This window comes from Klebsiella sp. AqSCr (genome assembly GCF_008452795.1).
Classification (GTDB): Bacteria; Pseudomonadota; Gammaproteobacteria; order Enterobacterales; family Enterobacteriaceae; genus Klebsiella; species Klebsiella pneumoniae.
On sequence record NZ_MJDM01000005.1, the window covers coordinates 2,830,648 to 2,852,587 of the forward strand.

Here is a 21,940-nt window from a genome sequence, read left to right on the forward strand (position 1 = left end):
TCCATGAAAAGTTCATGCACAGGGGAAGCGAGGAAGCAGGGGTAATCAAAGAAGAAGAGGTCACCTGCCAGACACGTCCACTGTGCGAAAAAAATCCCTCGCGCGGCGTCAGCCGGCGAGGGATTAGCTTATCCTGGGCTCAGGAAAGGAAAACAGACCCGAGAATCTGAAAACTATCGGGCCTTACTTTTTCCACCGGCACCAGTTGTTGTTCTCATTGATCCCGCCATCCGGCGAGGTATAGCCGAGGCAGCCCATAATGGTGTCGTACAGCTCGACGTGACGGCGCGGCACCTTCATCGCGGCCTGCTGCTGCAGATGGGCAAACGCGGCGGCGTGATCGGGATTTTCCAGGTACTTATCCGACATCCACACCATCATCGGCACGCGGAACTGCTCCGGCGGCGCCATCTTGCGTGGCGTACCGTGCAGGTGTTCACGCTCGTTAATCGACTCCCCGTGGTCGGCGGCATAGAACACAATCGCTTTCTTATCCCGCAGCTGGTCGAGGACGCTGACGATAAAGTGATCGACATAGGTCACGCTATTGTCGTAGGAATTGATCAGTTCCTCTTTCGAGCACTTGTTGTCGACGCCGACGCACTCCGGTTTCCACTGGGCGAAGCTGCGCGGGTAGCGTTGGGTGTAGTTAAAGTGGGAGCCTTTGGTGTGGAGAATGATCAGATGCTTACCGGAGGCGTTGCCCTGCGCCATACCGCGCTTCATCTCATCCACCAGCAGCATATCGTCAACGCTCTTACCGCGGTTGCGCGGCTCGGCGCCAATCTGCTCGCGGTAGGCGATATTGTTGGCCATCGTGTTGCTGTAGAACCACATCTCGCTCTGCATGGCGTACAGATTGCCGCTGAAGCCCAGCTGATGCAGCACGGCAAAGACATTCTGCTCTTTGAGCGTCCGCTGGGGGTTATCTTCCGCCCCGCCCTCGCGCACAAACATGCAGCGTAACGACAGTTTGGTAGCGGTATCGCACGAGTAACCGCGGAAGGCGACGAGATTCTTCTCTTTCTCCAGCTCTGGCGTGGTATTGCGGCTATAGCCGAGGATGCCCATATGGTCCCAGCGGGTCGTTTCGCCAATGATAAACACCACGTAGGTATCATCCAGACCTTCCGGCGCGACGTAGGTGAACTTCTTCGCCGGGTTAATCAGCGATTTGTTGTCTGAGGATTCATCCACCTGCGCCCAGGCGTACAGACCCAGCGCCGACAACCAGTTCGACGGCAGGTAAGAGTTGGCGATCACCCCGCCATAGCTCGGCATATCCACTTCCGAATGGCGCTCCACATCATGCTGGCGCAGCTCTAGCAGGCGGATGGGTCCCCAGACAATCAGTCCGGCCAGCACCACGATCAGCACGTTTTTAACCCGCTGGCCCGGGGTGCGCAGCTGGCGCAGCAGCGTATGGCGGCAGCGGTTGCTCCAGATGAACAGCAACGGCGGCGCGCTCACCGCCACCAGCCAGAGGATCAGGTGCCAGCCGATGACCTCTTTCGACAGGTCGATATCGGTGGTCATCACCGAAGCGATGATCCCGTAGCCAATCACCACATTGAGGAACGTCATGTAGTAACTCGCCGCGGCGGAAAACAGGACAATCAGCGTCGCCAGAATGCGCCAGATACGGCGGCCGAACAGCGACAGAAGACGTAACAGGAAGAAGGTGACAAATACCGTGGCAACCAGTTCAACAACACCGGAAAGCCCTTTCCAGAAAGTGAACTCTTGAGCATAACCATCGAAACGCCGGAAAAAAACGGCGACGTTCATAAACCAGCCGATGTACAGCGCCAGCCAAAAACTAAGCTTCTGCTGCGTCATCGTTCTAATATATTTCATGCAAGCAAACCTGGAAAAAGAAGAATAAAACACCGCCTGACGCTGTGGCACGAGTCAGTAGGCTAATAGGGTGCGTTAGGGTTGGTTATCAGAAACCTCTACAAACCGCGATAAGTAGACCACAGGGAACGAGAAAAGTATCAGGAGGGAATGTGATCCAGCCAAACATTTACAAAACATTTGGCTGGATTGGCACTATTTGCTTAGGGAAATAACCAGGGGCACGTTTCACGCCGCAGGTTTCAGGCGTGCGCCTCGTTATATACCGTGCTTTTCGGCTGACGAATGGTGGTGGATAACGCCAGCGAGAGGATCAGCAGGGCGAAGATCACGCAGAAGGTCACGTAGAAACCGCCGAACAGCGAAGCGATGAGAGAGCCGCAGATGCTGCCGATACCGAAGCCCAGATAAATCACGCCATAGTTTTTCGCCAGATTGTTCAGACCAAAGAACTCACTCACCAGCGACGGGAAGACGGTAATGGTGCCGCCGAAGTTAAAGGCGACGCAGGCGATGGCGGCGAAGAAGGTCAAGGCATTCAGCGGGGCGAACAGCAGCGCGGCCATCCCCACCAGCGACACGACCTGACCGATGGTAATCACGCGAATGCGGGAGATTTTATCAGACAGGATACCTAACACCAGGCGACCGCTGAGGTTCGCAATCGAGATAACCGTTACCGCGTTGGCCGCCGTGGCGACATCCAGGTGGACCATTCCCTGGGCAATATCTTTCGCTACGCCAATTACGTACAGACCGCTCATGCAGGCCGTCAGGAACATCACCGCCAGCATCCAGTACTGCGGTTTACGCATCGATTCGGCGAGGGTGAAGTCGTTTTCCACGACGCCGTTGGCCGCGGTGGCTGCCGGGTGATTTGGCGCATCTTTCATCAGGGTCGCGCCAAAGACGATCATCACCAGCACGATAGCGCCCCAGATAACGAAGGTTTTTTCCAGGCCAACGGTGGCCAGCAGGTGGGAATCAATGAATTTGAACCCCAGGCTGCCGAGACCATAGGAGCCAATGGAGAAGGCGGAGATCAACCCTTTACGCTCCGGGAACCATTTCACGCAGTTCGACAGGGTCAGCAGGTAACCGGCGCCGTCCGCCAGCCCCACCAGCACGCCCGCGCTCAGCCACAGCATCATCAGGCTGCTGGAGTGCGCGGTCAGGAAGAAGCCCAGGCCGAGCAGGATCCCGGAGGCCATGGTGACGCGCTTCACGCCAAAGCGCTCCTGCAGCTTGCCGGCGACCGACGAAGAGAGCGCCAGCCCGAGGCTCAGCAGACCAAAGGAAAAAGCCACCTGACTGACCGGCTCGCCCAGTTTGTCAGACAGCGAACTGTTAAACAGGCTCCAGGTATAAACCGAACCGAGAGCGAATTGGGTGATGATGGTGCCGATCAGTGTCAGCCAGCGGGTCGATTGACGGTTTGCAGCGTTCATAGCAGTTGTCCTGATAAATTAACTGCCGCCACAATAGCGAAGGCCCCTCATCCAGTGGGGGAAAAAGGCATGAACTGCCATCAGCGGGGAATGAAATGCATTAATGTTGGAATGAATGGCATTGCATAACATTCATTCCGTAAATTACAGGCAAAAAGTTAGTGTGCGCTATCTCACAGAAATGCGCCATTGCTGAGATTTAACAATAACCACATCGTTTCAAATGCGTAACAATTCCCGATTAAAAATTGGCGCTGACCCCCATCAAATAGAGCGTATTTTCCCCTGACGGCAGGTTATCCGCCTGCGATAGCGTTGCCCATGCCGCCACGTGGGATCCCAACCGCATATCAGCGCCCAGGGTGACATCGCTCCAGCCTCCCTCCCTGGCACGGGTCATCGGCGCCCAGACATCGCTGGCGAGCGACTGGTTATAGCTCACCTGCGCCCAGGGATGCACGCCCCACAGCGCCTGATAATCCATGCGCCAGCCGAGCGTGTTAACGTAGCCCGCCTCGCCTGCGTTTCTCACCGTCGGCGCGGTGACGTCGCTGCGCAGGCTGGCCACCGGCCCGGAGGTTACGCCGTTTGCCAGCGGATAATTCCAGCCAACGCTCAGGCCGCGGCCGCTTTCCGGCGGCGCCAGCCCCTGGTTTAACGCCAGCCCGCCGGGCGTCTCAGAGGACTTCATCCGCTCGGCGAGAATATCTTCATAACGTGGTTGGTGATCGCTATCCCATGTATAGCGTTCCGACGTATTACTTTTTGTATCGATAGCGATATATTCCTGTTGCCAGGCATTCGCTCCAGAGACACATGACACCCAGACGGATACGCTCGCCGGGATCAAGAACCCCCGGAGGCCATTGCATTTCTTTATTATCATTAATGCGACTCCAGAAAAGAGCCGAATCGGCAATATTGCTGTGTTTTTAGTGGGGATACGATTTCCCTGTATTAACTATTATCTTTCAGCCGTCAAGGCGGGCGTCCACTTTTTTAGCGCAGAGGGAGAAACAGCTATGCAGCGTTGCGGATGGGTGAGTCAGGATCCGTTATACATCGAGTATCACGATACCGAATGGGGTGTGGCGCAAAAAGAGGGTCGCCAGCTGTTTGAAATGATCTGCCTTGAGGGCCAGCAGGCCGGTTTATCGTGGATCACGGTGTTAAAAAAACGGCAGAACTACCGCCAGGCTTTTCACCAGTTCGATCCGGTGCGCGTGGCGGCGATGGGTGATGACGATATCGAGCGACTCCTGCAGGATACCGGCATCATTCGCCATCGGGGAAAAATCCAGGCCATTATCGGCAACGCCCGCGCCTATCTGGCGATGGAAGAAAATGGCGAGTCGTTCACTGATTTTGTCTGGTCCTTCGTCGACAATGCGCCACAGGTGACCCGCGCTGCGACGCTGGCGGAAATTCCCACCACGACGCCGGCCTCCGATGCGCTGTCGAAAGCATTGAAAAAACGCGGCTTTAAGTTTGTCGGCTCGACAATCTGTTATTCCTTTATGCAGGCCTGTGGGCTGGTCAACGACCATGTCACCGGCTGCTTCTGTCACCCTGGAGGTCAGGATGATCCGCAAGTGGGACACTGAAGATACCGCGCCGCTGCTGGCGCTGTGGCTGGACAGCACGATTCATGCCCATCCTTTTATCAGCGAAAGCTACTGGCGCGACAGCGTCGCGGTAGTACGGGATGTCTATCTTCCCGCCGCCAGCACCTGGGTCTGGGAGCAGGATGGCGAGTTAAAAGGCTTTGTCAGCGTGCTGGACTCCCGTTTCGTCGGCGCGCTGTTTGTCGCGCCGGGCGCCACCCGCCAGGGTATTGGCCGGGCGCTGCTGGATGAAGTCAAACAGCACTACGCCTGGCTGAGCCTTGAGGTTTATCAGAAGAACGAATCGGCGGTGAGTTTCTACCATGCGCAGGGCTTCCGGATTGAAGACTGCGCATGGCAGGACGATACTCAGCACCCGACGTGGATTATGCGTTGGCCGGCGGATCAAATGCCGTAAGCGGCAGCGCCGGGCCGGTATATTTCTCCAACCACGCCAGGGCGGTGTTCCCGGCACAGCCGTTGCCCAGCCGGGATGTCGGAATATCTTTGGTTAAGACGTTCACCGCCCCGTTTTTGCAGATGCCGACCTGCGGATCCAGGTCGGGCCACGCTCCTTCATGCAGGCAAATCACCCCCGGGCGGATCCCCTCCGTCACCACGGCGCCGGCCAGCACCTGACCGCGGGCGTTCCATACCCGCACCAAATCGCCATCGACAATCCCGCGCGCCTGCGCATCCTGCGGATGAATAGTCACCGGTTCGCGCCCGGCGACGGCATAGCGCTCGCGCAGCGCGGTGTGGTTCAGTTGACTGTGCAGACGGTGGGCCGGATGGGCCGACAGCAGCTGCAGCTGCCCCGCCTCTGCGTTGCCATGCCACTCGTCGGGCTCCAGCCACATCGGATGCGGCGGACAGTCGGCGTAACCAAAAGCGGCGATGGTCGGCGAGTGGATCTCTATTTTACCGCTCGCCGTTTTCAGCGGGTTGGCCTGGGGATCGGCGCGGAAGGCGGCGAAACGCGCAAAACGGGCATTCTCCGGCTCCTCCGGCATCTCAATCAGCTGGTTAGCCTGCCAGAATTCGGCAAATGGCGGCAGCGTCACCTGCTGCTGGGCGCCGCGCCGGGCGGCCATCTGATAGAAAGTCTCCAGCCACTGCAAATCACTCTTCCCTTCGGTGAAGCGTTCGCGGCCACCCGCCTCCCAGCGTTCGCTGAGGTCGGCAAAGACCGCGAAATCGTCGCGCGCTTCATCTCGCGGAGCAACCACCTGCTTCATCGGCACCAGATGCTGGTTACTGTAGTCCCCGGTCATGGTCAGATCGTTGCGCTCAAACGAGGTGGTCGCCGGCAGGACGATATCGGCATGGCGCGCGGCGGCGGTCCAGAAGCATTCGGAAATGACGATAAGCTCCGGTTTCTGCCACGCCTGAATCAGTCGGTTGGTGTCCTGATGATGAGTAAAGTTGGCGCCGCCGGCCCACCAGATAAAGCGAATATCGGGAAAGCGCCGCGCCATGCCGTTGTGCTGATACTCCGCCCCCGGATTCTCCAGCGCCTCGACAATTCGTGCGACCGGGATCTTCTCCACCGCGTCCACGCCTCCGGCCACGCTCCCCTGCATCGAGCCCAGCACCGCCGCGCGGCGGGTCGGGTTGCCGCCGTTGGCAAAATGGTAGGAAAGACCAAATCCGCCACCGGGGGTGCCGATCTGTCCCAGCATGGCGGCCAGAGTGACCAGCATCCAGTGTTTCTGCTCGCCATACTGCTGACGCTGCATGCCCCAGCCGGCCATCAGCATAGTGGTATTTTCGTGGAAAAGTTGCGCCAGTTCGCGGATTTTATCTGCTTTAACGCCGCAGATCGCTGCTGCCCAGTCAGCGGTTTTCGCTACGCCGTCGCTTTCGCCGGTCAGATAGCGGGCAAAAATATCGTAGCCGCTGGTGCAGCGGGTAAGAAACGCCTCATCCTGCCAGTCATTTTCCACCAGCGTATGGGCGATCCCCAGCATCAGCGCGACGTCGGTGCCCATATGCGGCGCGATCCACTCCATCGAATCGCCAAAGAAATCGACGGTTTCCGATCGCATCGGATCGATGCAGATCAGCCGCTTACCGCTCTGGCGCAGCCGATCAAACCACGGGATCCCTTGCTCGTCGGAGGCATTCCAGGCAATTTTCAGCGTGTTCAGCGGGTTGGCGCTCCACAGCACCACCACTTCGCTGTGCTCGAGCACCAGCGGCCAACTGGTCTGCTGCTGATACACCTCATTGCCGCCAACGACGTAAGGCATGATCGCCTGCGCCGCGCCGGTGGAGTAATCGCCAAGATGGCCGGTATAGCCGCCCGCCAGGCTCATATAGCGCTGCAGCAGCGTCGCCGCCTTATGCAATACGCCGTTAGAGCGCCAGCCGTAGGAGCCGGCAAAAATGGAGGCCGGACCGTAGCTGTCGCGGATCCGCCGATGCTGGGCATCGATCAGATCCAGCGCCTGCTCCCAGCTCACCCGCACGAATTCATCCTGACCGCGGACCCCCTGGGGCTTGTCCGGTGAAGCAAGGAAGCCTTTACGCACCATTGGATAGCGCACACGGGTTTTGCTGTGCACCTGATCGCGCACTGCCGTTTGCAGCGAGTTGGCAAACGGTGTCGCCAGCGCGCCGCGGGAAGAGAGGACGTTTTCCCCGTCCGTTTCCACCAGCATCGGTCCCCAGTGGGCGGCGGTTAAGATGGTTTTGGTTGCAGATGAGGTTGGCAAGGGCGGCTCCTGGTCAGCGAATGCAGGTGTCATGACGGCGTGATGGGCAACCGTTCAATGTTATTTACAAAAAGAGATGGTATCCGGGGAATTTTCTCCGTAATCGCGCGTCATAATCAACCGTCACGTTCGCTGTGACAAAGAATAAAAAGGATTAAGGACATTAAATGAAAAAACGCGTACTTATGATTGCGGCGCTGGTCAGCGGCACTCTGGCCATTTCTGGCTGCACCACCAACCCCTATACCGGTGAACGTGAAGCAGGCAAATCCGGTATTGGCGCAGGTATTGGCTCCTTAGTGGGCGCTGGCGTCGGCGCGCTCTCCTCTTCCAAACATGACCGCGGCAAAGGCGCGCTGATTGGCGCAGCGGCCGGCGCGGCGCTCGGCGGCGGCATTGGTTACTACATGGACGTGCAGGAAGCGAAGCTGCGCGACAAAATGCAGGGAACCGGGGTCAGCGTGACGCGAAATGGCGACAATATCGTGCTGAACATGCCGAATAACGTCACCTTCGACAGCAATAGCGCCAACCTGAAGCCGGCCGGCGCCAACACCCTGACCGGCGTGGCCATGGTGCTGAAAGAGTATGAGAAAACCGCCGTTAACGTGGTCGGCTATACCGACAGCACCGGCAGCAAGGATCTGAATATGCGTCTGTCGCAACAGCGTGCGGACAGCGTCGCCAGCGCGCTCATCACCCAGGGCGTGGCGGCCAATCGCATTCGCACCACCGGCATGGGCCCGGCAAACCCGATCGCCAGCAACAGCACGGCGGAAGGCAAAGCGCAGAACCGTCGCGTGGAAATCACCCTCAGCCCGCTGCAGTAAGCGCATCTTCATATCGCCCGGCAGCCGTTCTGCCGGGCAAAATGCTTGATATCGCTATTTTTCGCGCTAAGGTGTTGGCAGATTTTCAGCAAAGGAAGCCACCATGGCGAAAGCGGCGCGTGCAACTATCAGCGATGTGGCGAAAGCCGCAAAGACCGGCAAAACCAGCATTTCACGTTATCTTAACGGCGAGAAGCATCTGCTTTCCGACGACCTGTTATCACGTATTGAAAAAGCCATTGCCGAACTCGACTACCGCCCCAGCCTGATGGCCCGCGGCCTCAAGCACGGCCGAACCCGCCTCATCGGCCTGATCATCGCCGATATCACCAATCCCTACTCGGTCAACGTCATGAGCGGCATTGAAGCAGCCTGCCGGGAAAAGGGCTTCACCCTGCTGGTGTGTAATACCAATAACGAGCTCGATCAGGAGCTGCACTACCTGGACCTGCTGCGCAGCTACCAGGTGGAAGGTATCGTGGTCAACGCAGTCGGTATGCGGGAGGATGGCCTGAACCGCCTGCAGCAGTCGGCCCTGCCGATGGTGCTGATTGACCGTAAAATCCCCGACTTCGCCTGCGATGTGGTCGGGCTTGATAACGCCCAGGCCGCCACCACCGCCACCGAACATCTGGTGGAAAAAGGATTCGAGGCCATCCTGTTTCTCAGCGAACCGCTGGGCTCGGTGAATACCCGTCGCGAGCGCCTGAGCGCCTTTCGCGCCACGCTTGCCCGCCACCACGGCGTGGTGGCCGAAAACGCCGAGGTGCAGCTTAACGACGGCGCGATGCTGGACAACGTCCTGCGTCAGTTCCATGCCCGCCACCGCGGGATGCGCAAAGCGGTCATCTCCGCCAACGGCGCGCTGACGCTGCAGGTAGCCCGCGCCCTAAAGCGCGTCGGCCTGATCTGGGGGAGCGATATCGGCCTGCTGGGCTTCGACGAACTGGAGTGGGCGGAGCTGGCCGGCGTCGGTATTACCACCCTCAAACAGCCGACGTGGCAGATCGGCTACGCGGCGGTCGAACAGGTTATTCGGCGCATTGCCGGCACTAACGACCCCATCCGCGAACGGGTATTTTCCGGCGAGCTTATCGTCCGCGGATCAACCTCCCGTTAACGATCCTTCGTGATGCCGATCATAAATTAAACATCTCGCCCTTTCTTATGGAACCGATACCATTTAGCGTATTAAGGAGATTAAGCAACAAACGCCGGGAGTAAAAGCGCGATGGCCAGAAAAATTATTGTCGTTACCGCTGCGTATGGTAATGACCATGTTAAATCCTTAGGCGGGCAGGCCGCCGTCCTGCCGTTTATCGCCAACGCCGGCGCGGACGGCGTCGAAATCCGCCGCGAGCTGTGCAGCGCGGAAGAGCTCAACGCTCTGCCCTCGCTGGCGGCCACCATTGAGCGCCACGGCCTGCTGGCCTGCTACTCCGCGCCGCAGGCGCTGTTCACCGACAACGGCGAGCTTAACCCGGATCTCCCGACGCTGCTCTCGGAAGCGCAAACTCTGAACGCTCTGTGGCTGAAGCTCTCCCTTGGCCATTTCCTCCACAATCAGCAGTTGGATGAGCTGCGCGATATCCTCAGCGACAGCGGTATGGCGTTGGTGGTAGAGAATGACCAGACCGACTGCGGCCAGCTGGCGCCGATGCAGCGCTTCAAAGCCGCCTGCCGGGTCCATCAGCTGCCGATCACCTTAACATTTGATATGGGCAACTGGCTGTGGGTTGGCGATTCGCCGGAAGAGGCGGCACGTCATCTTGCGCCGGCGGTCAGCTATATTCATGTTAAAGCGGCGGAGCCTCATCATGAGAAATTCCGCGCTGTACCGCCGGATCAGGCCGCCGAACGCTGGCTGGCCCTGCTCGATAATCTTCCCGCCGACGCGCCGCGTGGAATCGAGTTTCCGCTGACTGGCCATGACCTGACGGCCGTGACCCGCCGCTACGTCAACCTGTTACGCGAGGATTAAGTCGTGGAAAATTTAGATGTCATCACCATCGGCGAAGCTATGGCCATGTTTGTCGCCACCGAAACCGGGGATCTGGCCGAGGTGGAGCATTTCATGAAACGTGTCGCCGGCGCCGAGCTGAACGTCGCCACCGGCCTGGCGCGCCTGGGCCTGAAAGTCGGCTGGGTGAGCCGCGTCGGCAACGACAGCTTTGGCCGCTTCGTACTGCAATCGCTGGCGAAAGAGGGGATCGATAGCCACGCTGTGGCCATCGACAACCGCTTCGCTACCGGTTTCCAGATGAAATCGAAAGTCGAAAATGGAACCGATCCCATTGTGGAGTATTTCCGCAAAGGATCCGCAGCCAGCCATCTTTCGCCGGACGATTTTCGCGCCGACTACTTCACCAGCGCCCGCCATCTGCACCTGAGCGGCGTCGCGGCGGCCCTTTCTGAGAGCTCTTACGCGTTGCTGGAGCATGCGGCGAAGGTAATGAAAGCCGAAGGAAAAACCCTCTCTTTCGACCCCAATCTGCGCCCGGTGCTGTGGAAAAGCGAAGCCGAGATGGTGGAGAAACTCAACAGTCTCGCCTTCCAGGCTGACTGGGTTTTGCCAGGCTTAAAAGAGGGCGTGATTCTTACCGGCCAGCAGACCCCGGAAAGGATTGCCGATTTCTATCTCTCCCGCGGCGTCAAGGCGGTAGTCATTAAAACCGGCTGCGACGGCGCCTGGTTCAAGAGCGCCAGCGGCGAACAGGGAACGGTCGATGCCATTAAAGTCGATAACGTCGTCGATACCGTCGGTGCCGGCGACGGCTTTGCCGTCGGGGTGATTAGCGCCCTGCTGGAAGGCAAAACCCTGCTTCAGGCGGTGAACCGCGGCAATAAAATCGGTTCGCTGGCGATTCAGGTCCAGGGCGACAGCGAGGGGCTGCCCACTCGCGACGCGCTGGGCGAGTAACTTTTCTACGCAACGATAACAGCCGTCCTGTACCCTACCTGCAGCGCGGCACAGCAGCGTCCGTTTCGACGGACGTATGTCTCCTCATTGACAGAGGCAAGCCTATGAATAGCTCAACAAATGCAACGAAACGCTGGTGGTACATCATGCCTATCGTGTTTATCACGTATAGCCTGGCGTACCTCGACCGCGCCAACTTCAGCTTCGCCTCCGCGGCAGGCATTACCGAAGACCTGGGCATCACCAAGGGGATCTCCTCCCTGCTGGGGGCGCTGTTCTTCCTCGGCTACTTCTTCTTCCAGATCCCCGGCGCTATCTATGCGGAGCGCCGCAGCGTTCGCAAACTGATCTTTATCTGCCTGATCCTGTGGGGCGGTTGCGCCTCCCTGACCGGTATTGTGCATAATATCCCGGCGCTGGCGGCGATCCGCTTTATCCTCGGCGTCGTCGAAGCCGCGGTGATGCCGGCGATGCTTATCTATATCAGCAACTGGTTCACCAAATCAGAGCGCTCTCGCGCCAACACCTTCCTGATCCTCGGTAACCCGGTGACGGTCCTGTGGATGTCGGTAGTCTCCGGCTACCTGATTCAGGCCTTCGGCTGGCGGGAAATGTTCATCATCGAAGGGGTTCCGGCGGTGATCTGGGCCTTCTGCTGGTGGGTGCTGGTGAAAGATAAGCCGTCGCAGGTGTCCTGGCTGGCGGAGAGTGAAAAAGCGGCGCTGCAGGAGCAACTGGATCGTGAACAGCAAGGCATCAAAGCGGTGCGTAACTATGGCGAAGCCTTCCGCTCCCGCAACGTGATCCTACTCTGCGCGCAGTATTTTGCCTGGAGTATCGGCGTATACGGCTTTGTACTGTGGCTACCGTCGATTATCCGCAGCGGCGGTGAAAATATGGGGATGGTGGAAGTGGGCTGGCTCTCTTCTGTCCCGTACCTGGCGGCCACCATCGCCATGATCGTCGTCTCCTGGGCCTCGGATAAACTGCAAAACCGTAAGCTGTTCGTCTGGCCGCTGCTGCTGATTGGCGGACTGGCCTTCATCGGTTCCTGGGCGGTCGGCGCCAACCACTTCTGGGTCTCCTACACCCTGCTGGTGGTAGCCGGGGCGGCAATGTATGCGCCTTACGGCCCCTTCTTCGCCATTATTCCGGAAATGCTGCCGCGCAACGTCGCCGGGGGCGCCATGGCGCTGATCAACAGCATGGGCGCCCTGGGCTCCTTCTGCGGCTCGTGGTTTGTCGGCTACCTGAACGGCGCCACCGGCAGCCCCGCAGCGTCCTATATTTTTATGGGGGTAGCGCTTTTCGCCTCAGTATGGCTGACTTTGATTGTTAAGCCTGCTAATAATCAAAACCTTCCACTTGGCGCTCATCACGCCTGAACGACTCATACTACGGAGATTCGCATGAAGCCGTCTGTCATTCTCTATAAAACGCTTCCCGACGACCTGCTACAGCGTCTGGAGGAGCACTTTTCCGTCACTCAGGTGAAAAACCTGCGGCCGGAGACCGTTTCGCAGCACGCTGAGGCCTTCGCCCAGGCTGAAGGCCTGCTGGGCTCCAGCGAAAAGGTTGACGCCGCGCTGCTGGAGAAGATGCCGAAGCTGCGTGCGACCTCCACCGTTTCCGTTGGCTATGACAACTTCGACGTCGAGGCGCTGAACGCCCGCCGGGTGCTGCTGATGCATACCCCGACCGTGCTGACCGAGACCGTCGCCGATACGGTCATGGCGCTGGTGCTGAGTACCGCGCGCCGGGTGGTGGAAGTGGCGGAGCGCGTCAAAGCGGGTGAATGGACGAAGAGCATTGGTCCGGACTGGTTCGGCACGGATGTTCACCATAAAACCTTAGGCATTGTCGGCATGGGCCGCATCGGTATGGCGCTGGCGCAGCGCGCCCACTTCGGGTTCGGCATGCCGATCCTGTATAACGCGCGTCGCCAGCATCCGCAGGCGGAAGAACGCTTCAATGCCCGCTATTGCGATCTCGATACCCTGCTGCAGGAGGCTGACTTTGTCTGCCTGATCCTGCCCCTGAGCGAAGAGACTCACCATCTGTTCGGTCAGGCGCAGTTTGCCAAAATGAAATCTTCCGCCATCTTCATTAACGCCGGGCGTGGCCCGGTAGTGGACGAGCAGGCGCTGATCGCCGCCCTGCAGAACGGTGAGATCCACGCTGCCGGTCTCGATGTGTTCGAACACGAACCGCTGGCCAAGGACTCACCGCTGCTGAGCCTGCCGAACGTCGTCGCGCTGCCGCATATCGGCTCCGCCACCCATGAGACGCGCTACAACATGGCGGCCTGTGCGGTGGACAACCTGATCGACGCCCTGAACGGCAACGTAGAGAAAAACTGCGTCAATCCGCAGGTAAAATAAGCCATAAAAAAACCCGGGTAATGGCGGCAACCGCCCTCCCCGGGTTCTTTTTGCATCCTGTCCATCATCCTGCCCGTTCGCCGCAGCCAACGTCAGCCAGATGAAGCATTAACGGGTGGCGTTCACCGCCGCCGTCCATGCCTGATTAAACGCCTGATGCTGCGCCGCCAGCGGCCCAATCAGCGCATTGTACTGGCTGGCCTGCTGGGAGGTCGGGAACTGAATGCCGTTGGCGACAAAGCTCACCTGCGTCCCCTGCTGAGCGACAAAATCCCCAACCTGAACCAGCTGCTGGGTAAAGATCTGCGCGGCCGGGATCAGCGGCTGCAGCGCGTCGGCTGGCGCCGTCACCACCTTGGCGTAAACCTGATCGAAGACCGGCTTGAGATCGTCAGCCTGCTTCAGCGCGCCATGCGCGGCATCGGCCTGCATTTTCGCATTCTGCAGCTGCTGGCTGAGCACGCCCAGCGCGCCGTTCGCCTGACGCAGCGGCTCACGCTGGGTCATATAATCCTGCGGGACGCGGATCGCATTGACGCTGTCCACCACCGGGCGCAGACCAGCGTCCATCGCCTGGCTCACCTGCTGCGAGTAACCGTAGATCACCGCGTAGTCAGAGACAAAAGGCCCAAACTGTTTTTTCTGATCGGCGGTCAGCGTCGGCAGACGTTCACCGCTACGCATCGCCGTATTCTGCAGGAAGTCGATAAACGCTTTGCGCTGATCGCCCTCTTTATCAAAACACCCACTCAGGCTAACCACCATCAATAAGGCCGCCATAGCCGCAAACCAGCGAGAGCAGGACTTTCCTGTCGCCATTTTTTTACTCCTTTCAGCCAAAAAAAGCGCACAACGGCACACACGTGCCAGACGCTGACAAGGATAGTCCAGCTCGGCCTCGCAGGATACCCTTTCCTGCTAATCTTACGCGGGAAAAACACCATTTTGCACGCCATCGTCGCGCTGTAGAACGTCTGTTATGCGCATCACAAATATGGTCTTAAGATCAGGTGGGCCAGAACTTCATAAGCCATTGATATTAATATAAATAAAAAGCCACAACCCGGCACTGCGCCTTAAAGCGGACGATAATCGCACGCTTTGGCACGCGTCTGGATTGCCTGCCTCGCACTTCAATGATTTGATGAATGAGCGATTAACGGCGACATGTTCGATTATCGCACAAATCAAACTCAACGACGCGAAGGCGACGATAATAATAAACCTCTGTCCCTCGCTCAGTCTGCCAGGAAAGCCGTATGACTAAGACAACCATCGACATTCAGGCCTTTATCAACGAGCACCCCTTCACCCGCTACCAGTGGATGATCCTTGCGCTCTGCTTTATCACCGTCGCGATGGACGGGTTCGATACCGCAATTATCGGGTTCATCGCCTCCGACCTAGTGCAAGAGTGGGGCGTGGAAAAATCGGCCCTCGGCCCGGTGATGAGCGCCGCGCTGGTGGGCCTGGCGGTCGGCGCCTTAACCGCAGGGCCGCTGGCTGACCGCATCGGCCGCAAAAAAGTGCTGATCATGTCGATCGTGGTGTTCGGCGGATTCAGCCTGCTCACCGCCTTCGCCACCAGCCTTAATCAGCTGACGCTGCTGCGCTTCCTGACCGGTCTGGGCCTTGGCGCGGCGATGCCGAATGCCGCGACGCTAATGAGTGAATATGCGCCGGAGCGCCGTCGGGCGCTGCTGGTGAACCTGATGTTTGTCGGCTTTCCGATGGGATCTTCGCTGGGCGGCTTTTTATCCGCCTGGATGATCCCGCACTATGGCTGGCAGAGCGTGCTGGTGCTGGGCGGCGTGATGCCCCTCCTGCTGGCGGTGGCATTAATATTCCTGCTGCCAGAGTCCGTCCGCTATCTGGTAGTGAAGCAGCACCCGGCGCAGCGCATTGCTGCTATCCTGCGCCATATCGCGCCGCTGCCGAAGGCAGTGGAATTTGTACTACGCGAAGCAGGCCAGGTGAAAGAGAAATCCGCGATCGGCGTCATTTTCTCTCCTCGCTACGCGGTGGGTACCGTGATGCTGTGCCTGACCTACTTTATGGGTCTGCTGATTTTCTATCTGCTGACCAGCTGGCTGCCGCTGCTCATCCGTGAAACCGGCGCCTCGATGAGTCAGGCCTCAATTATCACCGCCCTGTTCCCGCTCGGCGGCGGGATTGGCGTGCTGATCCTCGGCGCCCTGATGGACAAGATTAACCCCAATAAAGTGGTGGCCGTCGGCTGGCTGCTGACCGGCGTTTTTGTCTGCCTGGTGGGGTTCTCCACCAGCAGCCTGGCGCTAATGGGAGTGATGGTCTTTATCGCCGGCAGCATTATGAACGGCGCGCAGTCGTCGATGCCGGCGCTGGCGGCTGGCTTCTATCCGACGCAGGGGCGCGCCACCGGCGTCGCCTGGATGCTGGGTATCGGCCGCTTCGGCGGCATCCTCGGCGCGTTCAGCGGCGCCTTCCTGATGCAGGCTCAGCTCTCCTTTGAGACCATTTTCACCCTGCTGGCCATCCCGGCGTTCCTGTCAGCCATTGCGCTGCTGATCAAGTACCGGGTCAGTAAATCCGTGCCGGCGACGACAGATGAGGCGAGAAGCCTGCAGAAAGCCTAACCCTATAAGCCGGCGCCCCGCGCCGGCTTTGCCGCTTTTTTCTTATCCGTTTACAAAAATTTTCGAAGCCACCTCATCGCGTTAATAATCATTCTTTTAGGCTACGCTGCCGTTTGGCTGTCGGGGAAGATTCGATAGCCTGTTGGCAAATAATCACCGACGTTACCATCCCTTGCGCCATTTTCTGACTATTCTTAATGAGCTATAGAAAAATCTTTTCCGCTGTGTGATAAAAGGAGTTCTCAATGGAATATAAAGATCCCGTGTTTGAACTGCTGAGCAGCCTGGAACACATCGTTTTTAAGGATGATAATCAGAAACTTACCTCAAACCGTAAGTCCACTGTGTTTAGTGAATTTGAACAGCTGCGTAAAGGCACTGGACTTAAGATTGACGACTTTGCCAACGTCATGGGCGTGAGCGTCGCCATGGTAAGAGAGTGGGAGTCGAGACGGGTCAGACCGTCTCCCACCGAGCTGAAATTGATGCGCCTGATTCAGGCCAATCCACAGCTTTCACGACAATTACTCGATTAATCTCGCGCGCAGCGGCAAAGGCCAGTAAGGGAGCTTTTGCCGCTGCACCGTAAAAAAAAGTTTGCTATCAGGTGCTGAACGTGCGTTAATGCTCGCAGGTTTGATGTACAGACCACAGAGCAGTCGAATAGAGCAGTCCTTCTAAGGTTATCCAAAGATACCCCCGTAGTGAACTTTCCCTTTATCGCTTTAAATCTGTAGTCCAGACCCCTACGCCGCAAGGCTCACTTATTTTTTTAAAGGTAATTCACTATGTCCGGTAAAATGACTGGTATCGTAAAATGGTTCAACGCTGACAAAGGCTTCGGCTTCATCACTCCTGACGATGGCTCTAAAGACGTGTTCGTACACTTCTCTGCTATCCAGAACGATGGCTACAAATCCCTGGACGAAGGTCAGAAAGTATCCTTCACCATCGAAAGCGGCGCTAAAGGCCCGGCAGCTGGCAACGTAACTTCTCTGTAAGTTCAAGCCGCTAAGAATCGAGAATCCCTGCCTGATGGCGGGGATTTTTTTTATCTGTCGCCAGTAGCCGCCAGCATAAGATGGCGGCTACCGGGCATTCAGAGCAGGGAAAAGTGCCAGCCCGTCTCCCGCCACGCCAGACTATGGGTCAGCTTCAGACCTTGTAAAAACGCCTCATCATGCGACACCACCAGCATCGCGCCGGGAAACGCCGCCAGCGCGCTTTCAATAGCCTGCGTCGATGCTAAATCGAGATGGTTGGTCGGCTCATCCAACAAAAGCAGTTGGGCAGGCTCGCGTCGCCAGAGCACGCACGCCAGCGCCGCTTTCAGGCGCTCGCCGCCGCTGAGCGCCGACAGCGGCAGAGTGACCTTATCCGCGCCCAGCTGGAGCTGCGCCAGGCGGGTGCGCAGGAGGCCCTCATCCAGCGGGGTATCTTCCAGGCTCAGGTGCGCCATTACCGACAGGGATAAATCCAGCTGCGTCAGATGTTGATCGAGGTAAGCGGCGCTCACCGAAAGCCGGACATCGCCTGACGCGGCCTGCTCCAGCCCCAACAGCGTTTTCAGCAAAGTGGTTTTGCCACAGCCGTTTGGCCCCTTTAGCGCGATGCGCATCGGACCATCGATACGCCAGTTCAGCGGCGCAGCCGGCGCATGGTCGAGCTGTAATGACTCCACCACCAGCACCTGCTTGCCGGCGGCCACTTCGCTACCCGGCAGGGTGAACATCACCGGATTGTCGTCTTCTATCCGCTCCCGCGCCTGCTGCACGGCGGCATTCAGACTGCTGTTCTGTTCACGATGCTGACGGCGCAGCGCTCCCGGGCGCTCTTTTGCCGCGCCTTTGTACTTCACGCGTTCGAAGGAGGCGATATTTAGCGTATCAACGGTACGCAGCGTCTGAGCCGAGCGCCGCTGGGCGGCGTCATGCTCCTTTTGCATTCGCGCGCGGGTGCGCCGTCGGTCGGTCACGGCATGCTCCAGCGCCGCGCGCGCGGCCTGCTGCTCCGCCATACGCTGGCGCTGATATTCATCATAGTTGCCGCCGTAGCTGCGCAGCGCTGTCGGCGTCAGCTCAATAATCCTCGGCATCCGCGTCAGCAGCTCGCGGTCGTGGCTGGCGATCAGAGCCCCGCCCTGCCAGCTTTCCAGTTGGTGATAGAGCCACTCCCGCCCCTGGCGGTCCAGATGGTTGGTAGGCTCATCCAGCAGCAGATAATCGGCGCCCGAGACGAAGGCGCCGCACAGCAGAGCCTTCATCCGCTCGCCGCCGCTGAGTGAAAACGCGGGGCGATCGGCAGAGAACGGCGGGAGATCGGCTTCACGGAACGCTAAACTCAGGCGATCGGTGAGATCCCAGTGACCATCTAACAGATCGAAATCGTCGGCCAGCCCTTGGCCCTGTTCAAGGCGAGACAAGGCGGCAAAAACCGACGCATAGCCCAGCAGCGTAGCGAGGGTGGTCTCCGGCGTGAGCGTCGGCTGCTGCGCTACCCAGGCAATGGCGGCGGCGCGCTCAATATGGCCGCCGGCAGGAGAATCAAGGCCCGCCAGCAGACGCAGCAGACGCGTCTTGCCGACGCCGTTCCGGCCGACCAGGCCGCAAAGGGACGGTTCCAGCGAGACGCTGAGCGGACCAAACTGGGTCTGTCCCGTCGCAAACTGACAGGTGACCTGATGTAAAACAAAAGCGGGGATGTGGGCGCAATGAGCCATAAGCACTCCTGAATGAAATCAATACTCCCCTACCCGCAAGGTATGCGAGGTAAGGCGTGAAATTCATCAGTCGTGTTTGTTCATTTGTGGGGCGCGCTCCGGTGAGACGAGGGATTCGTCGGGACATAGGATAGCCACACTCCGGTATGCGTTGCAAGCCTGTTTTATTCAACGATCTTGTAAAAATAAAAAGGCCTCCTGATATCAGGAGGCAAATGATTTATTTGGTGAACAATGAAAGGGTGCATTGAGAATGTCTGACACCGCAAGCATGGTGGGGATAGATCCCCACCAGATGCTCTTACTGTTTAATATCACAGGCTAAGAATGCCACCAGCTCAATATTTCCCTGCCTGCGCTGTAATTCACATAGCGAATCACGAACCATCCAGGTCAATAATAAAATAGTGAAGCAAATCACTACTAAGCCAAACAACAGATACTTTTGCGGCATTCCTCGCCTCCAGTGTTGATTTTCAACAAGTAAGAGGCTACTCTTATGGTGTTCATGCATAGGGGAGCCTCACTTTGATTACTATCAGGTGGGGCTTTTCTCTGTCTGTCTCCCGCTGAATACCTGAGACACACAGTCTCAAGCACCCGCCGCCATTCTAGCGTAAATACCTCTCGGAATTATGTTTATATATTCCTAAAACATTTCTCATCGATGAATGAAAATAATGAAGATATCAATGACAGAATTATTAACGGTTCACCTATTTATATTTCACGTAAAAAAAAACCTGCCCTGAGGCAGGTCTTTATTATTACCGATACGCTTACTGCAGCAGAGAAATATCCGCCACTTGCAGGAACAGTTCACGCAGTTTGGACAGCAGCGTCAGACGGTTGATGCGAACATCTTTGTCTTCAGCGTTAACCATCACGTTCTCGAAGAACTCATCCACCGGCTCGCGCAGCGCGGCCAGCTCAATCAGCGCATCCTGATAACGGCCTGCGGCGAAATACGGCTGCAGCTTGTCGCGCAGCACCACCAGATTACCCGCCAGCTTAATTTCCGCCGCTTCTTTCAGCACCGAAGCGTGAACGATGTCGTTCAGCGTCTCATCGGATTTCGCGAGGATGTTGGAGACACGTTTGTTTGCCGCCGCCAGCGCGGAGGACTCTTCCAGAGTACGGAAGTGCGATACCGCCTTCATACGCGCATCGAAATCCGCCGGGCGGGTTGGACGACGCGCCAGTACCGCCTGGATCGTGTCGACGCCGTAGCCTTCGTCCTGATACCAGGCACGGAAGCGGCCCAGCATAAAGTCGATCACATCATCAACCACGTTGGCGTTGGTCAGCTTCTCACCGTACAGACGAACCGCTTCTTCGGTCAGCGTCTGCAGATCGAGATCCAGGTTCTTCTCAACGATGATACGCAGCACGCCCAGCGCGGCGCGACGCAGCGCAAACGGGTCTTTATCGCCTTTCGGATGCTGACCGATACCAAAGATACCCGCCAGGGTGTCCATCTTATCGGCAATCGCTACCGCGCAGGCCACCGGATTAGACGGCAGCGCGTCGCCAGCAAATCGCGGCTGATACTGCTCGTTCAGCGCCACGGCCACGTCTTCCGCTTCGCCGTCATGGCGCGCGTAGTGCATCCCCATCACGCCCTGGGTGTCGGTGAACTCGAAGACCATGTTGGTCATCAGGTCGCACTTGGACAGCAGGCCCGCGCGGGTTGCGTGGTTCACGTCAGCGCCAATCTGTTCGGCAATCCAGCCCGCCAGCGCCTGGATGCGATCGGTCTTGTCGCGCAGGGTGCCCAGCTGCTGCTGGAACAGCACGGTTTCCAGACGCGGCAGGTTATCTTCCAGACGTTTTTTACGGTCGGTATTGAAGAAGAACTCGGCATCGGCCAGACGCGGACGGACCACCTTCTCGTTACCGGAGATGATCTGCTGCGGATCTTTGGACTCGATGTTGGCCACGAAGATAAAGTTCGGCAGCAGTTTGCCGGCGTTGTCGTAGACCGGGAAGTACTTCTGGTCGCCCTTCATGGTGTAAACCAGCGCTTCAGACGGCACCGCGAGGAATTTTTCTTCGAACTTCGCCGTCAGCACCACCGGCCATTCCACCAGCGAGGTGACCTCTTCCAGCAGGCTTTCGCTCAGATCGGCTTGACCGCCAATCTTACGCGCCGCCTCTTGCGCATCAGCTTTGATTTTGGCTTTACGCTGTTCGTAATCGGCGATGACTTTACCGCGCTCCAGCAGGATCTGCGGGTACTGGTCGGCATGGTCGATGGTGAACTCCGGCTCGCCCATAAAGCGATGGCCGCGAATCACGCGATCGGACGGAATACCGAGGATAGTGGCCGGGATCACTTTGTCACCCAGCAGCAAAGTCACCGTGTGTACCGGACGCACGAAGTGGACGTCAGACGCGCCCCAGCGCATCAGTTTCGGGATCGGTAGCTTCGCCAGCGAGCTGGCAATCATGTTCGGCAGCAGCGCTTCGGTGCTTTCACCCTTCACATGGGCGCGATACAGCAACCACTCGCCTTTGTCCGTGGTCAGACGTTCGGCCTGATCGACGGTGATACCGCAGCCGCGCGCCCAGCCTTCGGCCGCTTTGCTTGGCTTGCCTTCGGCATCGAACGCCTGGGCAATAGCCGGGCCGCGTTTTTCCACTTCGCGATCGGCTTGCGCCGCCGCCAGGTTGGCCACCTTCAGCGCCAGACGACGCGGGGCGGCAAACCATTCCACTTTACCGTGCGCAAGGCCAGCGTTATCCAGCTCCGCGGTCACATTCGCAGCAAAAGATTCCGCCAGGCTGCGCAGCGCTTTTGGTGGCAGCTCTTCAGTGCCGATTTCCACCAGAAAAGTATTCTCAGACAT

Annotated in this window: 19 protein-coding genes; 11 read left to right on the plus strand and 8 right to left on the minus strand. The window is 58.1% G+C overall.

Annotated elements, in window-relative coordinates; translation table 11 throughout:
* Positions 1-183: 183 nt before the first annotated feature.
* The 3 genes from eptB to BHE81_RS17930 form a co-directional block, all read right to left on the minus strand.
* The gene (gene eptB / locus BHE81_RS17920) at positions 184-1,857 is read right to left on the minus strand and encodes a kdo(2)-lipid A phosphoethanolamine 7''-transferase (protein ID WP_009308767.1); all 1,674 of its coding nucleotides are present in this window, start codon (positions 1,855-1,857) and stop codon (positions 184-186) included.
* Positions 1,858-2,099: 242 nt separating this feature from the next.
* Positions 2,100-3,305, minus strand: a complete 1,206-nt coding sequence (locus tag BHE81_RS17925; protein WP_002921907.1) for an MFS transporter — start codon at positions 3,303-3,305, stop codon at positions 2,100-2,102.
* A 241-nt stretch (positions 3,306-3,546) separates the two neighbouring features.
* Positions 3,547-4,128, minus strand: coding sequence for an autotransporter outer membrane beta-barrel domain-containing protein (locus BHE81_RS17930; RefSeq protein WP_073545694.1), 582 nt, complete (start codon positions 4,126-4,128; stop codon positions 3,547-3,549).
* A 199-nt stretch (positions 4,129-4,327) separates the two neighbouring features.
* Between BHE81_RS17930 and tag the strand changes: the two genes are divergently transcribed.
* Together tag and BHE81_RS17940 are read left to right on the plus strand one after the other, a co-directional pair.
* Positions 4,328-4,909, plus strand: a complete 582-nt coding sequence (gene tag, locus BHE81_RS17935) for a DNA-3-methyladenine glycosylase I (protein WP_002921914.1) — start codon at positions 4,328-4,330, stop codon at positions 4,907-4,909.
* Positions 4,887-5,327 carry an N-acetyltransferase gene (locus BHE81_RS17940; protein WP_004173935.1) on the plus strand — a complete coding sequence of 147 codons (441 nt, stop codon included), beginning with the start codon at positions 4,887-4,889 and terminating at the stop codon, positions 5,325-5,327. Before tag ends, BHE81_RS17940 begins: the two co-directional genes overlap by 23 nt.
* Here BHE81_RS17940 and BHE81_RS17945 read toward each other — a convergent pair.
* Positions 5,296-7,626 (minus strand): molybdopterin guanine dinucleotide-containing S/N-oxide reductase, encoded by a 2,331-nt coding sequence (locus BHE81_RS17945; protein ID WP_023342579.1) that lies wholly within the window; start codon positions 7,624-7,626, stop codon positions 5,296-5,298. The genes BHE81_RS17940 and BHE81_RS17945 overlap by 32 nt on opposite strands.
* Before the next feature lie 167 nt (positions 7,627-7,793).
* Between BHE81_RS17945 and BHE81_RS17950 the strand changes: the two genes are divergently transcribed.
* From BHE81_RS17950 to ghrB, 6 genes are all read left to right on the plus strand, one after another.
* A complete protein-coding gene (locus BHE81_RS17950; protein WP_002921917.1) occupies positions 7,794-8,456 on the plus strand; it encodes an OmpA family lipoprotein in 663 nt (220 codons plus the stop codon).
* 103 nt (positions 8,457-8,559) lie between these two features.
* On the plus strand, positions 8,560-9,576 hold the full coding sequence (locus tag BHE81_RS17955; protein WP_002921918.1) for a LacI family DNA-binding transcriptional regulator: 1,017 nt from the start codon (positions 8,560-8,562) through the stop codon (positions 9,574-9,576).
* A gap of 111 nt (positions 9,577-9,687) precedes the next feature.
* A complete protein-coding gene (locus BHE81_RS17960; protein WP_023342578.1) occupies positions 9,688-10,437 on the plus strand; it encodes a sugar phosphate isomerase/epimerase family protein in 750 nt (249 codons plus the stop codon).
* A gap of 3 nt (positions 10,438-10,440) precedes the next feature.
* Entirely contained in the window at positions 10,441-11,376 is a 936-nt protein-coding gene (locus tag BHE81_RS17965) for a sugar kinase (protein WP_023301440.1), read from the plus strand.
* A 104-nt stretch (positions 11,377-11,480) separates the two neighbouring features.
* Positions 11,481-12,761, plus strand: coding sequence for an MFS transporter (locus BHE81_RS17970; protein WP_002921927.1), 1,281 nt, complete (start codon positions 11,481-11,483; stop codon positions 12,759-12,761).
* 24 nt (positions 12,762-12,785) lie between these two features.
* Entirely contained in the window at positions 12,786-13,757 is a 972-nt protein-coding gene (gene ghrB / locus BHE81_RS17975) for a glyoxylate/hydroxypyruvate reductase GhrB (RefSeq protein ID WP_004145219.1), read from the plus strand.
* Between the two features lie 108 nt (positions 13,758-13,865).
* Here the strand turns inward: ghrB and BHE81_RS17980 are convergent, their stop codons facing one another.
* Positions 13,866-14,576 carry a DUF3053 domain-containing protein gene (locus BHE81_RS17980; protein WP_002921929.1) on the minus strand — a complete coding sequence of 237 codons (711 nt, stop codon included), beginning with the start codon at positions 14,574-14,576 and terminating at the stop codon, positions 13,866-13,868.
* 440 nt (positions 14,577-15,016) lie between these two features.
* On the opposite strand from BHE81_RS17980, the gene BHE81_RS17990 reads away from it, so the two are divergent.
* From BHE81_RS17990 to cspA, 3 genes are all read left to right on the plus strand, one after another.
* Positions 15,017-16,372 carry an MFS transporter gene (locus BHE81_RS17990; RefSeq protein ID WP_023158417.1) on the plus strand — a complete coding sequence of 452 codons (1,356 nt, stop codon included), beginning with the start codon at positions 15,017-15,019 and terminating at the stop codon, positions 16,370-16,372.
* A gap of 245 nt (positions 16,373-16,617) precedes the next feature.
* On the plus strand, positions 16,618-16,908 hold the full coding sequence (locus BHE81_RS17995; protein ID WP_002921931.1) for an HTH-type transcriptional regulator: 291 nt from the start codon (positions 16,618-16,620) through the stop codon (positions 16,906-16,908).
* 252 nt (positions 16,909-17,160) lie between these two features.
* Positions 17,161-17,373: an RNA chaperone/antiterminator CspA gene (gene cspA / locus BHE81_RS18000; protein ID WP_000014594.1), complete on the plus strand. Its 213-nt coding sequence runs from the start codon at positions 17,161-17,163 to the stop codon at positions 17,371-17,373.
* A 98-nt stretch (positions 17,374-17,471) separates the two neighbouring features.
* Here cspA and BHE81_RS18005 read toward each other — a convergent pair whose 3' ends face one another.
* The 3 genes from BHE81_RS18005 to glyS all read right to left on the minus strand — a co-directional run bounded on the left by BHE81_RS18005 (position 17,472) and on the right by glyS (position 21,940).
* Positions 17,472-19,091 carry an ATP-binding cassette domain-containing protein gene (locus BHE81_RS18005; RefSeq protein WP_023301439.1) on the minus strand — a complete coding sequence of 540 codons (1,620 nt, stop codon included), beginning with the start codon at positions 19,089-19,091 and terminating at the stop codon, positions 17,472-17,474.
* Positions 19,092-19,392: 301 nt separating this feature from the next.
* Positions 19,393-19,545 carry a type I toxin-antitoxin system toxin HokA gene (gene hokA / locus BHE81_RS18010; protein ID WP_002922102.1) on the minus strand — a complete coding sequence of 51 codons (153 nt, stop codon included), beginning with the start codon at positions 19,543-19,545 and terminating at the stop codon, positions 19,393-19,395.
* 325 nt (positions 19,546-19,870) lie between these two features.
* Complete coding sequence (glyS, locus tag BHE81_RS18015) at positions 19,871-21,940, minus strand: glycine--tRNA ligase subunit beta (RefSeq protein WP_002922127.1); 2,070 nt, start codon at positions 21,938-21,940, stop codon at positions 19,871-19,873.